Below are 17,750 nucleotides of genomic sequence, written 5' to 3'. Positions count from 1 at the left end.
CTCATGTCGAACGGTTTCTGGAGCACCGTTCCAAACACTGGAGCATCGATTCGGGCGACCGATCGACGCTCCGGCGCTTGCTTGCCGGGTTACGGCAAGAAGGTTTGATACCAACCGCCCTTCCGATTGAGCGCACGGAGCACGAGCAGATTGTTGATGTGTTCGCGGCTTACCTCACGAATGAGAGAGGGCTCGCCGCCTCGACGGTAGAAAGTCACAAGCTGCTCTCGCGCCGATTTCTACAGGAGGTCTGTCCGGCTGGCGCAGATGGGTTTGCAGCGCTCACCCCGGAGATCGTCATCGGTTATGTCGAGCGACATGCACTCGATGGCTCCGCCGACAGCGGCAAGGCGATGTGCGGGGTGGTGCGTGCCTTCCTGCGCTATTTGCATCTGAAGGGCTTCATTTCGGTGGCCTTGGCCGATTGTGTGCCGTCGATCCGTCGCTGGCGGCTTGCTGGCCTACCAACCTTCCTGCCACCACAGAAGGTTCAGGTGGTTCTCGATGCCTGCGATCGGACCACGGCAATGGGACTTCGCGACTATGCGGTTTTGATGGCGCTGGCCAAGCTGGGCTTGCGCGCCAGCGAGGTTGCCGCGCTCAGTCTTGACGATATCGATTGGCAGTCGGGCAGTGTCCTCGTCCATGGCAAGGGACGGCGGCAAGCGATGATGCCGCTACGCCACGACGTCGGTGCAGCTATCGTCGCCTACATTCGGCATGGGCGACCGGCTTCACCGTGTCGCCGGTTGTTTCTGCGAATGCTTGCTCCGCACATCGGCTTTGCCTCAGGCTGCGCCATCACGATGATCGCGAAGGAGGCTCTCGAGCGGGCGGGTATTCACGGCTATGCGCACCACGGCGCGCACCTCTTCCGCCACAGCCTTGCGACCGACCTGCTGCGTTCGGGGGCCAGCTTTGCCGAGATCGGCCAGTTGCTTCGTCACCGGAGCATCGACAGCACGAGGATCTATGCCAAGCTCGACATCGAGAAGCTGCGCGAACTGAGCTGCCCTGGCCGGGAGGTGTCCAATGAGCCGTCTTCGAACAGCGCTCGGGCGCTATGTGGGCATGCGCCAGGGAATGGGATACAAGTATCATGGCCCCGCTCGACGGTTGTCGGATTTCGTCACCTTCATGGAGGCTCGCGGCGCCGAGACCGTCACCACGGCGTTGGCAATGAAGTGGGTGACGTTGATCGGCCGACAACCGAGTTGGTCCATCCGCCTAACCGATGTGCGCTGCTTCGCTCAGCACCTCGCTCATTTCGACCCCATGACGGAAGTGCCACCTCAAGACGCTGTGCCGCCGGCGCGGCGGGCAAAGCCCTACATTTATACCGATGCTGAGATCACGGCGCTTCTGGCGGCGGCACTGTCGCTGCCGCCCGCCAACGCACTCCGTCGCTGGACATATCATTGTCTGTTCGGATTGATAGCGGTCGCCGGGCTACGCCATTCCGAAGCGCTCGACCTGCGCCGAGACGACGTCGATCTCGACCAAGGTATCCTCACCATCGGGAGACGAAGTTTGGCAAGTCGCGGCTGGTCCCGCTCCATGCCACGACGGTCGCCGTGCTGTCGGACTACGCCGCGCGACGCGACGCGCATCTCGTCGCGCCTCGTAGCCCCTATTTCTTTGTCGCCGAGCAGGGCGGCAGATTGCTGCACCAATACGTGCACCGGGTGTTCTGGCAGCTGTCGCGACAGATCGGTCTGCGGCAGCGGGGGCAGCGCAATGGTCCGCGGATTCACGATCTTCGTCACCGTTTCGCCGTCCAGGCCCTGACCAACTGGTATCGTGCGGGCGAAGATGTCGAGCGGGAACTGCCGGTCCTCTCGACCTTTCTCGGCCACGCCAATGTTCGCGATACCTACTGGTATCTATCCGCCGCGCCGGAGCTAATGACCCATGCCGCGCGACTGCTGGATGAGCGGTGCGAGGTTCGCTCATGAGTGCCTCGAACGATCTGGCCGTGCTGATCGAGCGATGGTTCACCGATCGGCTCATGCGACATCGAGGCGTAAGCTCCAACACCATCGCCTCCTATCGCGACACCTTCCGGCTCCTGTTTGCATTCGCGCAGACACGCCTTGGCAGGTCTCCGTCGCAGTTGACACTTCGGGATTTGGACGCGCCTTTCATCGGCGCATTCCTGGAGGACCTCGAGACCCTGCGATCCGCCTCGGTGAGGACCCGGAACCTCCGCCTCACGGCCATACGGTCTTTCTTTAGATATGCGTCGTTCGAGGAGCCGGCCCATAGCGCCCAGATTCATCGCGTGCTCGCGATCCCGAGCAAGCGATGCGACAAGCGACAGCTTCAGTTTCTCACCAGGCCCGAGATTGAAGCGATCCTGGCCTGTCCGGATCGCAGCACATGGCTGGGACGGCGTGATCACACTCTGCTGTTGCTGGCCGCGCAAACGGGGTTGCGGGTCTCGGAGATCATCGATCTCGACCGGCACTCGGTGATGCTGGGGCACGGTGCCCACGTGCGATGCCTTGGCAAGGGCCGCAAGGAGCGAAGTACGCCGCTCACCAAGGTTGCACAGCAAGCTCTTCGGGGCTGGCTCAACGAGCCCAGGAAGCGGGGCGCAACGGCTGTCTTTCCGAACACGCACGGCGGCAAGCTGAGCGCCGACGGCGTGCAGGCGCTGCTGAACAAATATGTCGCCAAGGCTCGCGAACACTGCGTCACCCTCCGCTCGAAGCGGGTGTCGCCCCATGTTTTGAGGCACAGCGCTGCCATGGAGCTGCTGCAGGCGGGCGTCGATTGTTCGGTCATCGCCCTATGGCTGGGCCATGAGGCGATGGAAACGACGCTGACCTATCTTCACGCACATCTTGAGCTGAAGGAATCCGAACTCGCCAAGCTGAAGCCATACGAACGCGCAAAGGCCGAACGATTTCGACCAAACGACAGGCTTCTTGAGTTCCTGAACGCCCTTTGAGCATCAGAACTATGCCGAGTGTCAACGACCGGTTCTTGATCGAAATGGCGGGCAAAGCGCTCCGTACCGCCATGATCGGAAGAGGCGCTCGGCATAGTTCGGCGGTCGGCATAAACCTGCTTATGCCGCGCGCGGCATAAGCAGGTCTCGATCAATGACGCGATGAAGGCCCAGTGCTCGGCACCGCCGTCGGAGCCTGCAAAGAGCGCAGCGCGCGTTCGGCCGCGTTGTTAGTGAGGCAAATCCGGCCATCGCCGAGGAAGGTCGTGAACCCTTCCCAGCGCTTCAGCATATAGTCGATTGGCTCGGCGACCGGAGAGCTGCACGACAGTCTTGCCCGCTCTGCCCGCATCCAGGCCTCAAGTTCGGTGGCGAGAAGACGGCTTTCCTGCCGGCGTCGTTCCAGACGTTCGCCTGGGGCAAGACCGTTGATGTCGCGCTCGATGTCAAACAGGGCGTCGATGCGTTTGACCGCCTCAAGCGCGATCGGCGAGATCGGCGCGGCGTTCTTGCCACGCTTGGCATTCGTTGCGATGTCGGCAAGCACGAAGAACTTGCGGCGCGCATGCGCCCAGCACAGCGCCTGGGTCAGCGGGCCGAGGTCACGGTCCACCTTGAAGAGCGGGTTGTAGCCGCCATAGGCATCGGCCTGCAGAATGCCGGTGAAGCTCTTCAGGTGACGCTCGGGATGTTCCTGCCGCCGATCGCGCGAGGCATAGTAGAGCGCCGCTGGCGGCGATCGTCCGCCGAACGGCCGGTCATCCCTGACATAGGTCCAGATGCGACCGGTATCGGTCTTGCCGCGGGCCAGGATCGGCACGGTGGTGTCGTCACCATGCAGACGCTCGGGGGCAAGCACATGCGCCTCGATCAGCGCATGCACCCGCTTGAGCGCCGCGGCACAGGCTCCGACCTGGTCGGCCAGTGTGGAAAGGCTGAGGTCGATGCCCTCGCGGGCATCGCGCTCGCTCTGCCGGTTCAGCGGCTGGTGCTGGGCGAACTTCTCGAACAGGATCATCGCCAAAAGGTTCGGCCCGGCAAAGCCGCGCGGCGTCACATGGAAGGGCGCCGGCGGCTGCGAGATCTTCTCGCATTCGCGGCAAGAGAACTTCTCGCGCACGGTCTGGATCACCTTCCACTGGGGCGGGATCACCTCCAGCGTCTCGGTAACGTCCTCGCCAAGCTTGGCCAGCTTGCCCGAACCGCAACACGGGCAGTTCGCCGGCGCGGCTATGACCACGCGCTCACGCGGCAGATGTTCGGGGAAAGGCTTGCGCGACGGTCGCTTGCGCTCGAACGCCCTGACCGTCGAGGAGCGTGCCGTCAGTTCCGCCGCCAATTCGTCCTGGCTGGCGTCGGCTTCCAGTTCCTCAAGCTGCAACTCCATCTGTTCGAGAAGCCGCGCCTTGCGCTCCGAGCGGCTGCCATGGATCTCGCGCTTCAGCTTCTCGATCTCCAGCCTGAGCCGGGCGATCAGCGCATCCGAGTGCGAGTTCACGGCTTGCGCGCGGGCGGCGAGTGCTTGCGCCTCCCGGCGGGCGGCACGCTCGGCGAGGATCATCGCGTGCGCACTGGCAAGATCACCAGGAAGCTGATCGGCCGCATCGGTCATGGCGCGATGGAATCATATTCGCTCCCGCCATGCCAGCGGTTTTGTTCATCCCGCCGAGCTTGGACGCCAGGTTTTTTGCGGCATTCGCCAGTCGATGCCTTCGAGCGATCACACATGTTGATACCCCTCCTGTTGAGGCTGAATGATTCTCAGATCAAGGTGGCGGATGGTGTGGTTGCGGAGGTCGCGGACTGCATTGATTACGGAAGGGGAGTTTTGGAACAGGTAGGCTCCGGTCGGCTGACGGTCGATCAGGAGGCGCTTCTGTCTGATTTGCACATAGATCCAATTGACGGGGATGTTCAGCCGTGCGGCCAATTGTGTGGCGCTCAGCGAAGTGGCCTTGTGGGTCCATCGGTTGCGCTGCGTCGTTATCCTGATCCCGGCGCCGAGCCGGATCCGCTGCACGGTGATCGGCAGGACCTTTTCGGCGCAATTGGGCGAGCGGTGCCCCTCCTGGGTGAGGACGGCGGCAATCTCATCATCAGGCATGCCGGCTATTGCGAGATCGAGCAGACGCGCACGCATTTCTTCACCGTGCGTGAGCTTGGCGACGGAGTTGACCTTCATCTTGACCTCAAGTTCCGTGACCGCGCCGCCTCGCCAGACAATCCTGGCCACAGCAACATCGTGCTCGCCGCGATCGAGAACGACTTTTTCGACCAGACACCGCAACAGCGCCTTGCGATGCGCGTCCGTCGTGGCGTCGTCCGCCCAGATTTGCGGCAGGCGACCGGAAAGGGTGACGACCTTGCTGTTGAGGGTTTTGCCCAGCGCCATTTGCATGACGGGCTCGGCCGAAGCTTGCCGGGCAAGGGCTTCTTCGGCAGCGCGAACCTCGCTCAACGCCGCTTCCCATCGACGCTCGAGTTCGCCGGCGACAAGACGATTGTCCGGATCGACGCGGTTGAACTGGCGCTCGGCCAACGCTGCAGTATAGCGCTTGCGCTCAAGCTCACGTTCCGCGCTGCTGCGCAGGGCCTTTTCGACCTGCTGTTGCGCCCGGCGGGCTCGCGACAGCGCATCAATCTCGGCAGGCGCCAGCGCCGCCAAGAATGCGTCGGCCACAGCGGCATCCACGCGTGAAGCGCGGATGTGCTGGCAGGCCGGCAAGCCAGTGTGGGAGCGCAGGTGATTGCACACATACTCTCCGCCACCTTTGTAGCGAACGTACATCTTGTGGCCGCACCGCCCGCACCAGACGATGCCATGCAGCAGAAGCTCGCCGTTGCGGGGAGCACCTCTCGTCTTGATGCGCATGTATTCGGCTCGGTTGTCTCGCACGACGTCACAGATATTCTCATAGGTTGGCCAGTCGATGTAAGGCGGATACCGGTCCTTCACGACGATCCGCCATTCATCGATCGGCCGCGCCACCTTTGCCGGCGAACCGCCTTCGCACGCGGTGGCACGGGGCCTGGTTCGTCCATAGACGAAGGCACCGGCATAAGCGGGGTTCTTCAGGATTGCCGCCACCGCCGAGACCGTCGCTCGCGCCCAGCGCAGCTCGCCGTGCCGGTCGCGGCGCGGCAAAGCCAGGCCCCGATCGTTCAGCACACGCATAACTTTGGCAACGGTGCGGAACTTCAGGAATGTCTGGAACACAAGCTCAAGCCGTTCCTGAACGGCAAGATCCGGATCTTTGACAACCACCCCGCTCGGATCGCGCGTCAAGCCTACTGGCAGCATGAGGGCAAGCTCGCCGCGCTCGGCCTTGGCAAGCAGACCAGCCGTCAGACGGCTGCGGATCGTATGCAGCTCGAGCTCTGAGATCGTTCCCTTCAGGCCGAGAAGCAGGCGGCCATTGGCGCTGCCGGGATCATATACGCCATCGCGATCGGCAATAAGGCAGCCGCGCAGGCCGCAGATATCCAGGAGCGGGTACCAATCTGAACAGTTGCGCGCCAGCCGCGTCACATCGATCGATAGGATCAACCCGATCTCGCTGAGGCCAACCCGTCCGACGAGTTCCTTGAAGCCATTCCGCTTTGCAGCAGACGCTGCGCTCAAGCCGAGATCGGCATCGATGACATCGATGTCGGCATCATGCCAGCCGAGTTCTCGGGCGCGCTGACGAAGCGCGTACTGCAACCGCAGGCTCTCTTGATTGCTGACCACCTGGTGCGGCGTCGACTGCCGGACGTAAACAACCGCTCTGCGCGCCAGATGGGTTGGCTTGACCAGTTCGGACTTCACGGGACACCTCCGCCAGAACCGCGGCGACGTCGTCGAGGATTTGACGCCGCAAAGCTGGTGACAGCGTCGCCCACAGGCTCTTGGGGTCTATGGTCATGACCTTCGAGACATTCCGCCACCGCGACAAGATCCCGAACCGCCTCGACGCTCAATTTAGTCTGATTCGCGTCCTCTACATACTTCTGCGTTGCTGCCACCGCGATCAGCAATGTTGATCCATCACGATGCTCGACTTCATATGACGGTGGAAAGTTGCCACCTCCATGCGCCACTCGGCGGATCAGGCGGAAGGATCGCCCGTAAAGCGGATGATGTGGGTCCAGAACCCGGACCAGCTCGCCCGATGATTCGTCGGACTCACCAACGGGGATATTCCTGTAGGCCTTCGAGCAGATAGCCAAGCTGAGCGGGCGTGATCACCACCGTGCCGTCGGCCGCCGAGGGCCAGATGAAGCGGCCGCGCTCGAGCTTCTTGTAACTCACTTGGAAATGCAGGCGGTTCATCGTCCCCGTTGCAGTTTGTGACGGTGAGTCACCCCTTTCATCCGTATTCCGGGCAGCGCGGTGCCTGCGTTGGGAAGCGCGGTAACCGAGCGGGCAAGCTGTTGCTGCTGCGTTTTGATGATGGCCGGATTTGCTCTGTTCCGCCGCAATGGACCGATGCAGCAGTGCCCAGCCTTGAGGTTATCGCGGGAAACGGGCGCGCACTGTGCAGCCTCACCGACCTACTGGAACTCAGCGGTCTCGTAGAGCGCCTCATATCGCAACGCAGACGCGAAACGCCGCAAGATTGTAAAGGAATTTTTGCCGATGTTGTAAGGAAAATAACGCCGCAAAACCCGTGGAGCCTTCGTTGAATGTGCCAGATTTGCGGGGATCATATGCGATTGGTCGACAGAGACACGCTTGACGATTTAACCTTGCACGGCATATTTATAATTACGTCAATTGAGTCGACATCGGGAGCAGCGCAGGTGTCGGACAGCGTCAAGCACAGGCAATCGAAGGCCAGCGCCTTGGCCGCGGATGGCACGCTCAATCCAGCCCCGGAAAAAATCGGCGATCAGAAGTTCCGGGAGGACGGCTTCTTCGATCCGCGCGACATCGTGCAGGTGAAGTACGAGATGCTGCGGCGCGTATCCGTCGACAAAATGTCGGTAACGGAGGTGTCCGACGAATATGGCGTCTCCCGGCCGACCTTCTACCAGGCCAAGGCGGACTTCGAGGACGCGGGGCTGGCCGGCCTAGTACCGAGGAAGCGCGGCCCGCACGGCCCGCACAAGATCCAGAGCGAAGTGCTGGCCTTCCTCAGGGCCCAGGTGGTTCCAGGCGAGCCCATTCGGGCACGCGAACTGACGAACCGGCTCTGGACAGAGTTCGGCCTCGATGTCCACCCCAGAACAATCGAGCGTGCGCTCGGCGTAAAAAAAACGGCGTAACCATCAGTGGCGGTGCGCAACTGCATTGCGCGATGCAGTCCCGCGCCACGGAGCGATACGAAATACTGCGCGCCGCCGCGCTTGGCGCCGCGCTCCCTCTGGAGGCACGCAGTGGTCTTAGCATCCTTCTGCATCGCGGCATGTGGGCCTGGGTTAGCGCGATCTTGCGTGCGCCGGGCTGGTCCCCACCCGCGGCTTTGCCGCCTGTCGCCAGGCTGCCTATCGCAGACGAAACGTCCGAGCGACGCACAATCATCCACTTGCTTGCCGCCATCGTGATGGCGGCCCCTGAACGGAGAGCAGCATGAACGAAAAGCTCAAGGTCCAATCGCATCATCTCGAGCGGAGCGCTTACCTCTACATCCGACAGTCATCGATGCGACAGGTCATGGAGAATGTCGAAAGCACCAAGCGTCAATACGATCTTCGTGGTCGCGCGATCGGGCTTGGATGGCACGACGACCAGATCACCGTCATCGACAGCGACCAGGGCGAATCCGGCGCTTCAGCGTCGTGGCGCGAAGGCTTCCAGCGCTTGGTATCCGATGTCGGCATGGGGCGCGCGGGGATCGTCATGGGCCTGGAAGTATCTCGCCTCGCCAGAAACAATGCGGACTGGCATCGGCTGCTGGAGATCTGCGCTTTGGCCGACACGCTCATTCTCGACGAAGATGGCGTCTACGATCCGGCCAACTTCAATGACCGGCTTCTGCTGGGCCTCAAGGGCACGATGAGCGAGGCCGAGTTGCACGTTATCAAAGCCCGGTTGCGCGGTGGCATTCTCAACAAAGCACGCCGCGGCGAATATCGCTGTCCCCTTCCGACCGGCTTCATCTACAATGAGGTTGGCGATGTGGTCCTTGATCCAGACGCTCAGATCCGGGAGATGATCACCCACTTCTTCGAGACGTTCTCGCGGGTCGGGTCGGCTACGCAGACCGTCAAGGCGTTTGCCAGGGAAGGTCTGCTCTTCCCATCCCGGTTCCGCAACAGCAAGCGGGTGGTCTTCCAACCGCTCACCACATCGGCGGCCTTACGCACGCTGCACAATCCTCGCTACGCGGGCGTCTATGCCTATGGTCAGCGTCTTTACCGCAGAACCGTCGACGGAAAGAAACAGTTCCGCAAGCGGGAGCCCAATGAATGGCTCGCATGCATCCCGGACGCCCATCCCGGCTATATCAGCTGGGAGCAGTTCCAGCACAACCTCAAGGCGCTCGAGGCCAATGGCCAAGGCTACCAGACCGCGCGCGTCTCGCCACCGCGCGAAGGCGCGGCTTTGTTGCAGGGGCGCGTCATATGCGGGCGGTGTGGCTGTCACATGAGGGCCCGTTACGTCACCCGGCGCGGTCAGGTGGACACTTGGTACGTCTGCAGCCGGGCCTACGTCTCTCGGGGGGAGCCGCATTGCCAGTCGATCGCTGGCTGGCCCGTCGACGCGGCGATCGGTGAACTGATCGCCGCGGAAATGACGCCCGCCGCCGTGGAGTTAGCTCTGGAGATACGAAAAGAGATCGAAGCGCGCTATGACGAAGCGGACAAACTCCGGCTCCGTGCCGTCGAACGCGCCCAAATCGATGCCGATCTTGCACAGCGGCGGTTTATGCTGGTCGATCCGAACAACCGCCTGGTCGCCGACACCCTTGAACGCGAATGGAACGACAAACTGCGCATGCTGTCTGATCTACGAGAAGAAAGAGTGAGTGCTCTGCGCGAAGACCGAGCGACACTCGACGATGCAATCCGCGATCGATTGATCGCCATGACGGCCGACTTCAAAACGGTCTGGCGCGACCCCACCTTGCCGAACCGAGAACGCAAGCGGCTCCTTGCCTATCTCGTCGAAGACGTCACATTGCTCAAGTTCCAGGCCGAGGGAGAGACCCGGATACACATCCGCTTCAGAGGCGGAAAGACCGAAACATTGATCACTCAGAACCCGAAAACCTCCGCACAGCAGGTAAAGACCCGGCCCGAGGTGGTCGAATTGGTCGACAAGCTTCTCGACGATCATATCTGCGCTGAAATCGCCGACATCCTGAATGCAAGGGGAATCCGCCCCGGCGGCTCAGCGCGGCGCGGCAAGGCTGACGCCCGGTTCAGCGACTTGCGCGTCATCTATCTCGTCAAGCAATATGGTCTGCGCTCGCGCTACGACCGGCTGCGCGAGCGGGGAATGCTGACAAAAGCAGAAGCCTGCGCAAAACTTGGAATCACCGAATGCACCCTGGTCAGATGGGCGAAATACGGCATCGTGGAAAGACATGCCTACAACGGCTATATCGGCCTCTATGAACTGCCAGGACCGCATGTCCCAGCCAAACAGTGCAGCCGATGGAACCAGCTTGCTCATCGGGCGGAGGCCATCCGCCAACTCAACTCCTCAAAATGCTCGGATCTCAAGGAAAGGGCTGTAGTATGAAGCAAGTTAGTTCGTAAACAGGCAAGCACCCTGGCCGTCGTGCCAGATCACCTTGATCAGCCCTCCCTGCCGCCCGCGGAAACAGAACAAATGACCGCTGTGCGGATCGCGCTTCAATGTCTCCTGCACCATCAGCGACAGGCCGGGGAAGCCCTTGCGCATATCCGTATAGCCAGTGGCGAGCCACACCTTCACACCGCTCGGGATCGAGATCATCGCCGCTCCAGCACATCCAGGATCCGGCCGAGCGCCTCGCTATCGATATCACTCTCGACCCGCAGGCGGCGGGCGCCGCCAAGCTCGATCGTCACGATGCTGCTCTTCTTGCGCGATCGGGATATCGGTGATTGCTGCGCCTCGACGACCTCCACGGGAACAAGATGCGGCACGGACGGCGCGGAGATCTGGCAGAGTTCCTTGCGCCACCGGAAAAGCTGGCTCACATGAATGCCAGCCGATCGCGCGATCTCGGAAACACTGGCCCCAGGCTCAAACGTCGCGGCGACCAGCTGCTCCTTCTCCTCCCGAGACCAGCGCCGGCGCCGCTCGACCGACGTGATCACTTCAATCTGATGCTTCGTCACAGGGCTACTCCTAGTGCTTGCACTAGGACTTGCAGCCTTCAGCCTACCTCAGCAAGGCGGCCGTCACCGTGGGGATACAGCTACCAAGTATGGCGCGACAATCTGGATGAGACGGCGTATTGCCTCACCCTGGAATGCTCCCGAACGATCTTTCCGTTGCCTCACCATAATGTTCCCCTGGGCTAGGATTCGATCAATGCGCGATCGGCTCGATTGTCGGCTCCACGTGCATAGGGCCGAACACCATCGCGTGTGCCTTTTCCTTCCGCCAGATCTTCAAGCGGCGCTGCAGCGTGCGCAGAAGTGGATCAGGGTATTGCCCCGGCTGCTCCGCCTGCAAACGCACCAGTAATTCGCGGCTCGTCCGCCAGGGCTCTTCGTCGAACCACGCGCGCAACTCGCCTGTGACCTTCACGAGCGGATCCGGTCGGCGACGCCCTCGCTTTTGCCTCGGCTTGGCTCTTGCGGTTGGGCTGACTTCCCCCTCCTTCCAGGCCGTCCGCAGACCCGACAGGAACTGGTCCAGCGCCGGATCGCTCACCACCAGCGCTGGCGTGCAGGATTTATCGGCAATGTCGACGAGGCGCTGCTGCGCCGATCGCATTTCCTGCAGCAGCTTTACCGGGTCCAGCCTCGCCTGTGTTTGCGCAAGCCTGGCACGAACCGGTTCAGGCGTGCGTGGATCTGCCAGCAGTCGCTGGCACGGTGTTGCCGCAGGGTGATAGCGCTTGCGCACGCGGGCGCCGTCCCGTTCCTTTCCGGCCAGCTTGAAGGAGGGTTGGAAGAAGTTCACGAACAGCCGAACCGTCGAATAGAGCTGTGCAAGGGCAGCAGCGGCTTCAAGCCCCTCCAGCCGACGATACCCGACAATGCGTCGCACCACGGCGCCGTTCTTCTGTTCGACGAAGGCCTGGTCATTTTTGCGGTAAGGACGGCAGCGGGTGAACTCGATGCCGGCATCCAGACAGTAGTCGCGTATCGTCTCGTTCAGGAACACGCTGTCATTGTCCGTGTCGAATCCGAGAAGCTGAAATGGCAGGAGCCGCCGTAATACCGTCAGCACCTCGCTCAACAGCTTCTGTTCACGCACCAGCAAGGGCGCGCATTCCGTCCACCCGCTCGCGATGTCGGTAAGACAAAGCGTTTGTATGAAGCTTCCCCGCGTCGTCGGTCCACTGTGCGCCACCAGGTCGGCCTCGACGAATCCAGGCGGAGGATCCTGCCAATCGGAGAAGGTTCGGATCGGAATGCTGCGCCGCAGCGCGGTGGACGCTGTACTGCGACGGCGTCTCGGCCCACCAGCGATGTCTCGAACCTCGCGAAGGGCGCGGTCGATCGTGGCCGCGCTCATCGCCAATAGCCGTGTGCGGATCTCGGCGGTTAGGTGCAGATGCCCGTGACGCTCCATCGCCTCCACCAGAATCGGAATCAGCATCTTCAGACGCTTGCCGCAGATGCGATCCGAAGCTTCCCAGAGCACGATCAGCGCTTCGCGCACCGCGTCGTCATAAAGCCGGCGCTCCGGTCGCGGGCTCGAACGCTGCGCCTGTGGTCCATTCCGCAGCAACCGCATGGCATGCTTGCGGTGAACGCCGCTTACCGCCGCGAATTCATCGAGAATGCGCGACTTCTCTGCCCGATCGCCTCGGGCGTAGCGCTCCGCTACCACCTTCACCAGCTCATCCCGCGTCGCCATGCTTATCCGCCTCATCTGATTTGCTCCCGCCCCAAAACTGCGGGGAGCAAATCAGATGAGGCAACGGCCCAACATCCGGGAGCAGTTCAAGCGATGCAATGCGGACGGCGAGTCTCGCCTTGTTTGTCGCCGCGCAACCAAGTCATGAACAACCTCGAATGCCAGCGACGCCAATATGGCCTGGTCGAGCGAGCTCGCCAGTTGGGTTGGAGCGATGTCCAAATCGTCGATGACGATCTCGGCCGGTCGGGTGCAGGCACGGCTCGGCCCGGGTTTGAGAAGTTACTGGCGGCCATATGCGAGGGCCGTGTCGGTGCGGTCGTCTCGTTGGAAGCGTCACGGCTGGCGCGCAACGGCCGTGACTGGCACACCTTGCTTGAGTTCTGCGGATTGGTTGGAACGCTGATCGTGGACGAAGACGGTGTCTACGATCCGCGCCTGGTCAACGACCGCCTACTGCTTGGCATGAAGGGCACGATGAGCGAGATGGAGCTTTCGGTGTTCCGGCAGCGCTTCATGGAGGCGCTCAAGCAAAAGGCGCGCCGTGGGGAGCTCCTGCTGACCGTGGCGGTCGGCTACGTCAAAGCGGACGATGGGCGGCTCGAGAAGGATCCGGACCGTCGTGTCCAAGACGGCATCGCCCTGGTGTTCCGCAAATTCGCCGAGCTGCAGTCGGTCCGCCAGGACTTGCTCTGGTTCCGCCAGGAGCAGGTCCTCGTTCCGGCGGTCATTCGAGGCCGTGGCAAGCATGCAATCGAGTGCAAGACGCCACTATCACACGCTGCACCACATCCTGACGAATCCGGTCTATGCCGGCTCATATGCTTTTGGCCGGCGTGGGACGCGTGTTTGATCGAAAGCGGCCGGAAGCGGGTTGTGCGCGACAGCATGCGCCGGAACTGGAAGGAGTGGGAGGTTTTGATCCGCGATCATCACCAGGCATATATTTCCTGGGAGGAGTTCGAGAGGAATCAGCATCTGATCGCCAACAACGCCAACGGAAACAGCTACCTGGGCCGCGGGGCGATCCGCCGTGGCGAAGCCTTGCTGCCCAGGGCTCTTCCGCTGTGCCCGCTGCGGCCAGCAAATTGCATGTCGCTTACAGCGGTAAAGGCGGCAACACCCAACGCTATGTCTGTCGTGGGACCTTCAGCGACAAGGCCGTCGACAACTACATACGCTTCGGCGGCATGCGGATTGACCGTGCGGTCGGCCAGGAGGTTCTTAATCGCCTGCAGCCGCTCGGCATCGAGGCGGCGCTGGCTGCGATGGAGACGCAAGGCCAAGAGCACTGCGACAAGCGACAGCAGGTTGAGAACGCGCTTCGGCAGGCCCACTATGAAGCGGGGCGTGCACGCCGCCAGTACTATGCGGTCGATCCCGAGAACCGGCTCGTCGCCGGGGAGCTTGAGCGGCGCCGGAATGAGGCACTGATCCGCCTGCGTGAGCTCGAAGAGGATTTCGATCGCCTGGTCGCCCTTCAGGCGCCAACGGTCTCTCCCGAGGATCGTGCGAGACTGATGGACCTCGGGAAGGATCTCGCCCAGGCATGGGACAGCCCGGGCGCTTCAGTCGAGACGCGAAAGAAGATCGTCCGCTTGTTGGTCAAGGAGATCATCATCGATGTCGTGGATGACACACTGGCCCTCATGATCACACGCGCCTGAGCGTTAAGAAGAAAGGTCTGCAGCCTTCGCAATACTCATGGAATCACACCATACCGCGACGGCGAACGTGCGGCACGTGGCGAAGCGACGCTCGACGAAGCCGCCGCAATTCTGCAGGTCAGCCCGTTAAGGATCCGCCGTATGATCAATCGCGGCACGTTGGCAGCGAATCAGCTATGCAAAGGTGCGCCCTGGATCATCCGCCTTTCGGATATCGAGGAGGACACTGTGCGGCGTGAAGCCGATGCCAGGCGATCATGGCGTCCGGCGTCTTATGATCCGCGCCAAAATGTCCTTAGTTTATAAGGCGATCGACAGATGAGCAGTATAACGCGCCGGCGTCGCTGCCAGCGAAGAGCCTGTTTTTTGAAGACTGATTCATTATGCACCCCTTTTCAAATGGACGGAAAACAGCGATTCCTGATTGTCGTCTTCGGTGCGACACGGGCTTTTGCGCGCCAGTTCGGCCTTGATCCGCTCATTTTCGAGGTCGCTGGGACGGATTTGATAGGGAGCGCAACGCATGACCTGCTCGGGGGGCAATATGCCGTCCCTGATGAAGCGGCGGATCTTAACGTGCGAGACTCCAAGCCGGGCGGCCGCGTCCGACATGGTGAGCCACTCGCCATTTTTGTCGGAGGATCGGTAGCCGCTGATCTTGTCCAGCGTGCTGGCGCGATGACCTCCAGCGTCTCGGTGATATCCTCGCCAAGCTTTGCCAGCTTGGCCGAACCGCAACACGAGCAGCTGACGGGGCGGCTTGGCTGGTTCCGACCGGTGCATTTCAAGTCTCTGGCCGCGCAAGAGGTGCGGGCGGTGCTGACGGCGCGCAAGCTCATTCAATCGAAGCTGAGGGATGTCGAGAACAGTGTGCTCGGCAGTGGCGCCGTTACCGATCAGATCCGCCCAAAGGTGGCAAAGCAGGACCACTGGTCTGCTCAAAATGGCTAGAATGTCGCGCCCAACCAGTTTCATTGAGGCGCTCCATGCCACGCGGCCGGTAATCAAACGGTGCAACAGATCCTACAAGTAATTTCACAGAATCTTTGCGACCTAAAATCGCTGACAATGCTAGTTTCACCCCAAAGTCTGAGGTCAGGCACCTAGGCGCCCAGGTACTTGAAAGCGTCCCAACTGAAACGCGAGCCCCATCTTCCGATGATCCGGGTCTCGTCTCGTAGCGGCAAATCACACTCAATTTACCTGACGGGGAAAGTGATATGGCGATCCGAAATTCTACCCATCCTATCGGCCCCGGGGCGAGCATGTCGACTAGAGAATTTCTCGAAGCGCCGCCGATGTTGGAGGCCATACATGTATCACCAGACGTTCGATGGCGCAGATGCAGCCTGGCTGGCGCGGTGGCCGCACTATCATGTGCATTTCACGCCGACGTCGGCCTCCTGGATCAACCAGGTCGAACGCTGGTTCGCCACGCTTACCCGCAAGCAGCTACGGCGCGGCGTTCACACCTCGACCAGCCAGCTTGAAGCCGATATCCGTACCTTCATCGAGCGGCACAACGAAAAACCCAAGCCCTACTAGCGGACCAAGGCCGCCGACGAGATCTTCTCATCAGTCAAACGCTTCTGCCAAAAAACAGAGCAGACCTTATGTGGCTAACTTTAGATTCACGTGACTAGAGCGCCACAGTTCCGTTGGGTTCAGGCCACTCAGAACAATGCCGCTTCGTTGGATCGCACTCCGCGTAGTGCAATTCCCTCATTTGACGGCGTTTTTTGAGGCCGTTCGGCCAGAATTGAAAAATTTGTGGATGATTGCCACGTTAGCACGATGTTAGTTTCGACGTACAGCAAGTCGAGAATTGGCTTGTGCAATCCTGACCGATCAATATAGGACAATCGTCTATGCCTGCATTCCCTAACGAAGAGTATCGCGCACGCACTGCCCGGCTGCGCCAGCAGATGGCTGAGCGTGGCATTGACACACTGCTTGTCTTGAATGAAGGCAATATGAACTACCTCACGGGCTACGAGGGCTTTTCAGACTACGTGCCACAAGCCGCTCTTGTGTGCCAAGAGGAGGAGGATCCTTGGCTTATCGTGCGTGAGATGGACGTTCCGTGTGCAGAAGCCAGCGCTTACCTGTCGCAATCACGCATCCTCAGCTATCCGGAGAAATACGTCGCTTCACGGCAGCTCACAGCATGGCAGCCCATCGCCGACATTGTGCTCAAGCAAAGCAAGTCGAACCGTATTGGGGTAGAATTGTCAGGAAAGATGCTTGGTGTGAAAGGCCATGCCGCCTTGAGCAAAGGTCTGGGCATGGCCGATTTCATCGATGGCGACGGGATTGTGTCCGGGCTGAAAGGGATAAAGTCGTCTGCTGAGCTCATCTACATGGAGCAGGCGGGAGAGATCGTTGATAGGGCGATGGAAGTCGGCAGGCTCGCAATCGCTGTCGGAGCCCGAGAATGTGACGTGGGCGCTGCCGTCAGCCATGCTCTATATACTGGCATGCCTGAATTCGGGGGGTGGAATTCCCGCAGTACCATCTCGATGAACGTGGGTTCGCCAGCGAACGCCGTGCATCTCACGTGGACGGACGAGCGCTATAAGATGGGCTGCCAGACCAATTTCGAGATCGCCGCTTTCCGTCGCCGATACGCGTGCGCACTTGCGCGAACGGTATTTTTGGGAGAACCCTCCGCTAGGTCGCGGCATGTGCATCAGGCTTGCGTTGACGGTTTCGCCGCTGCATTCGACGCCATACGGGCTGGAGTGACGAGCCACGATGTAGAGCGGGCCTTCCGGCGCGAATTCGAACCTCGGGGCGTGCGGAAAGAATCCAGAATCGGGTATTCGATAGGTGTCGACTGGACGGACGGCGGTCCGAGCATCCAGGAGGGAGATGACACGGTGTTACAGGCGAACATGACCTTTCATCTCATTATTGGTGTGTTTGAAAAGACGGACGGTTACGTCTTCAGTGAGACCATTCGTGTGACCGACAATGGCGCGAAGTCCTTCAGCAATATGTCGCGCAACCTGTTGGTAAATCATTGACGAATTGCCATGCCTGCGTAGCGCTTGCTCTGCGCCGGCATGAAGGACCGGCCCCCAACCAAGCTTGCGGCACTGGGTGCGACGAGAATATGGCACCCTGCGATGCCGAGAGCATCCCCGATCGATATGACATCCGACTCGGAGGCACGTGGGCG

14 protein-coding genes and 7 pseudogenes are annotated in these 17,750 nt (G+C 61.1%); 12 read left to right on the top strand and 9 right to left on the bottom strand.

Annotation, left to right across the window (positions count from 1 at the left end; all coding sequences use genetic code 11):
• Window positions 1–353: 353 nt before the first annotated feature.
• From JN279_RS38575 to JN279_RS36590, 3 genes and pseudogenes are all read left to right on the top strand, one after another.
• Window positions 354–926 (top strand): annotated as a pseudogene (locus tag JN279_RS38575) (tyrosine-type recombinase/integrase); the annotation flags it as partial.
• 106 nt (window positions 927–1,032) lie between these two features.
• A pseudogene (locus JN279_RS36595) lies at window positions 1,033–1,955 on the top strand (tyrosine-type recombinase/integrase).
• On the top strand, window positions 1,952–2,953 hold the full coding sequence (locus JN279_RS36590) for a tyrosine-type recombinase/integrase (protein WP_202351590.1): 1,002 nt from the start codon (window positions 1,952–1,954) through the stop codon (window positions 2,951–2,953). Before JN279_RS36595 ends, JN279_RS36590 begins: the two are co-directional and overlap by 4 nt.
• 143 nt (window positions 2,954–3,096) lie before the next feature.
• Here the strand turns inward: JN279_RS36590 and tnpC are convergent.
• From tnpC to tnpB (JN279_RS36575), 3 genes and pseudogenes are all read right to left on the bottom strand, one after another.
• Window positions 3,097–4,565 (bottom strand): annotated as a pseudogene (tnpC, locus tag JN279_RS36585) (IS66 family transposase); the annotation flags it as partial.
• Window positions 4,566–4,673: 108 nt separating this feature from the next.
• Window positions 4,674–6,761, bottom strand: coding sequence for a recombinase family protein (locus JN279_RS36580; RefSeq protein WP_202351589.1), 2,088 nt, complete (start codon window positions 6,759–6,761; stop codon window positions 4,674–4,676).
• Between the two features lie 357 nt (window positions 6,762–7,118).
• Window positions 7,119–7,244: an IS66 family insertion sequence element accessory protein TnpB gene (gene tnpB, locus JN279_RS36575; RefSeq protein WP_202351588.1), complete on the bottom strand. Its 126-nt coding sequence runs from the start codon at window positions 7,242–7,244 to the stop codon at window positions 7,119–7,121.
• Between the two features lie 38 nt (window positions 7,245–7,282).
• Between tnpB (JN279_RS36575) and JN279_RS39040 the strand changes: the two genes are divergently transcribed.
• From JN279_RS39040 to JN279_RS36560, 3 genes are all read left to right on the top strand, one after another.
• A complete protein-coding gene (locus JN279_RS39040; protein ID WP_446720444.1) occupies window positions 7,283–7,618 on the top strand; it encodes a DUF5372 family protein in 336 nt (111 codons plus the stop codon).
• A gap of 117 nt (window positions 7,619–7,735) precedes the next feature.
• Window positions 7,736–8,200, top strand: coding sequence for a helix-turn-helix domain-containing protein (locus tag JN279_RS36565; RefSeq protein ID WP_244734319.1), 465 nt, complete (start codon window positions 7,736–7,738; stop codon window positions 8,198–8,200).
• A 304-nt stretch (window positions 8,201–8,504) separates the two neighbouring features.
• Window positions 8,505–10,622 carry a recombinase family protein gene (locus JN279_RS36560; protein WP_202351585.1) on the top strand — a complete coding sequence of 706 codons (2,118 nt, stop codon included), beginning with the start codon at window positions 8,505–8,507 and terminating at the stop codon, window positions 10,620–10,622.
• 6 nt (window positions 10,623–10,628) lie between these two features.
• On the opposite strand, the gene tnpB (JN279_RS36555) is transcribed toward JN279_RS36560, so the two are convergent.
• The 3 genes from tnpB (JN279_RS36555) to JN279_RS36545 all read right to left on the bottom strand — a co-directional run bounded on the left by tnpB (JN279_RS36555) (window position 10,629) and on the right by JN279_RS36545 (window position 12,917).
• The gene (gene tnpB, locus JN279_RS36555; protein WP_202351584.1) at window positions 10,629–10,838 is read right to left on the bottom strand and encodes an IS66 family insertion sequence element accessory protein TnpB; all 210 of its coding nucleotides are present in this window, start codon (window positions 10,836–10,838) and stop codon (window positions 10,629–10,631) included.
• Complete coding sequence (tnpA, locus tag JN279_RS36550; protein WP_202351583.1) at window positions 10,835–11,206, bottom strand: IS66-like element accessory protein TnpA; 372 nt, start codon at window positions 11,204–11,206, stop codon at window positions 10,835–10,837. The genes tnpB (JN279_RS36555) and tnpA overlap by 4 nt, the downstream gene beginning before the upstream one ends.
• A 193-nt stretch (window positions 11,207–11,399) precedes the next feature.
• Entirely contained in the window at window positions 11,400–12,917 is a 1,518-nt protein-coding gene (locus tag JN279_RS36545) for a DDE-type integrase/transposase/recombinase (RefSeq protein ID WP_202351582.1), read from the bottom strand.
• Between the two features lie 78 nt (window positions 12,918–12,995).
• On the opposite strand from JN279_RS36545, the pseudogene JN279_RS38570 reads away from it, so the two are divergent.
• Window positions 12,996–13,394 (top strand): annotated as a pseudogene (locus JN279_RS38570) (recombinase family protein); the annotation flags it as partial.
• Here the strand turns inward: JN279_RS38570 and JN279_RS38565 are convergent.
• The gene (locus JN279_RS38565; protein ID WP_244734826.1) at window positions 13,356–13,652 is read right to left on the bottom strand and encodes a hypothetical protein; all 297 of its coding nucleotides are present in this window, start codon (window positions 13,650–13,652) and stop codon (window positions 13,356–13,358) included. The pseudogene JN279_RS38570 and the gene JN279_RS38565 overlap by 39 nt on opposite strands.
• 338 nt (window positions 13,653–13,990) lie before the next feature.
• On the opposite strand from JN279_RS38565, the gene JN279_RS38560 reads away from it, so the two are divergent.
• Together JN279_RS38560 and JN279_RS38555 are read left to right on the top strand one after the other, a co-directional pair.
• Entirely contained in the window at window positions 13,991–14,569 is a 579-nt protein-coding gene (locus JN279_RS38560) for an ATP-binding protein (RefSeq protein WP_244734824.1), read from the top strand.
• A 141-nt stretch (window positions 14,570–14,710) separates the two neighbouring features.
• The gene (locus JN279_RS38555; protein WP_244734317.1) at window positions 14,711–14,875 is read left to right on the top strand and encodes a hypothetical protein; all 165 of its coding nucleotides are present in this window, start codon (window positions 14,711–14,713) and stop codon (window positions 14,873–14,875) included.
• 75 nt (window positions 14,876–14,950) lie between these two features.
• On the opposite strand, the gene JN279_RS39035 is transcribed toward JN279_RS38555, so the two are convergent.
• On the bottom strand, window positions 14,951–15,181 hold the full coding sequence (locus JN279_RS39035; protein ID WP_202351581.1) for a helix-turn-helix domain-containing protein: 231 nt from the start codon (window positions 15,179–15,181) through the stop codon (window positions 14,951–14,953).
• A gap of 50 nt (window positions 15,182–15,231) precedes the next feature.
• A pseudogene (locus JN279_RS36530) lies at window positions 15,232–15,324 on the bottom strand (IS66 family transposase zinc-finger binding domain-containing protein); the annotation flags it as partial.
• Window position 15,325: 1 nt separating this feature from the next.
• On the opposite strand from JN279_RS36530, the pseudogene JN279_RS36525 reads away from it, so the two are divergent.
• From JN279_RS36525 to JN279_RS36515, 3 genes and pseudogenes are all read left to right on the top strand, one after another.
• Window positions 15,326–15,448: pseudogene (locus tag JN279_RS36525) on the top strand (IS110 family transposase); the annotation flags it as partial.
• A gap of 468 nt (window positions 15,449–15,916) precedes the next feature.
• Window positions 15,917–16,192 (top strand): annotated as a pseudogene (locus tag JN279_RS36520) (IS630 family transposase); the annotation flags it as partial.
• Between the two features lie 245 nt (window positions 16,193–16,437).
• Entirely contained in the window at window positions 16,438–17,595 is a 1,158-nt protein-coding gene (locus tag JN279_RS36515) for a M24 family metallopeptidase (RefSeq protein WP_202351580.1), read from the top strand.
• Window positions 17,596–17,750 lie beyond the last annotated feature (155 nt).

This window comes from Mesorhizobium sp. 113-1-2 (genome assembly GCF_016756475.1).
GTDB lineage: Bacteria > Pseudomonadota > Alphaproteobacteria > Rhizobiales > Rhizobiaceae > Mesorhizobium > Mesorhizobium loti_C.
This window is presented reverse-complemented; position numbering and strand designations above follow the sequence as displayed.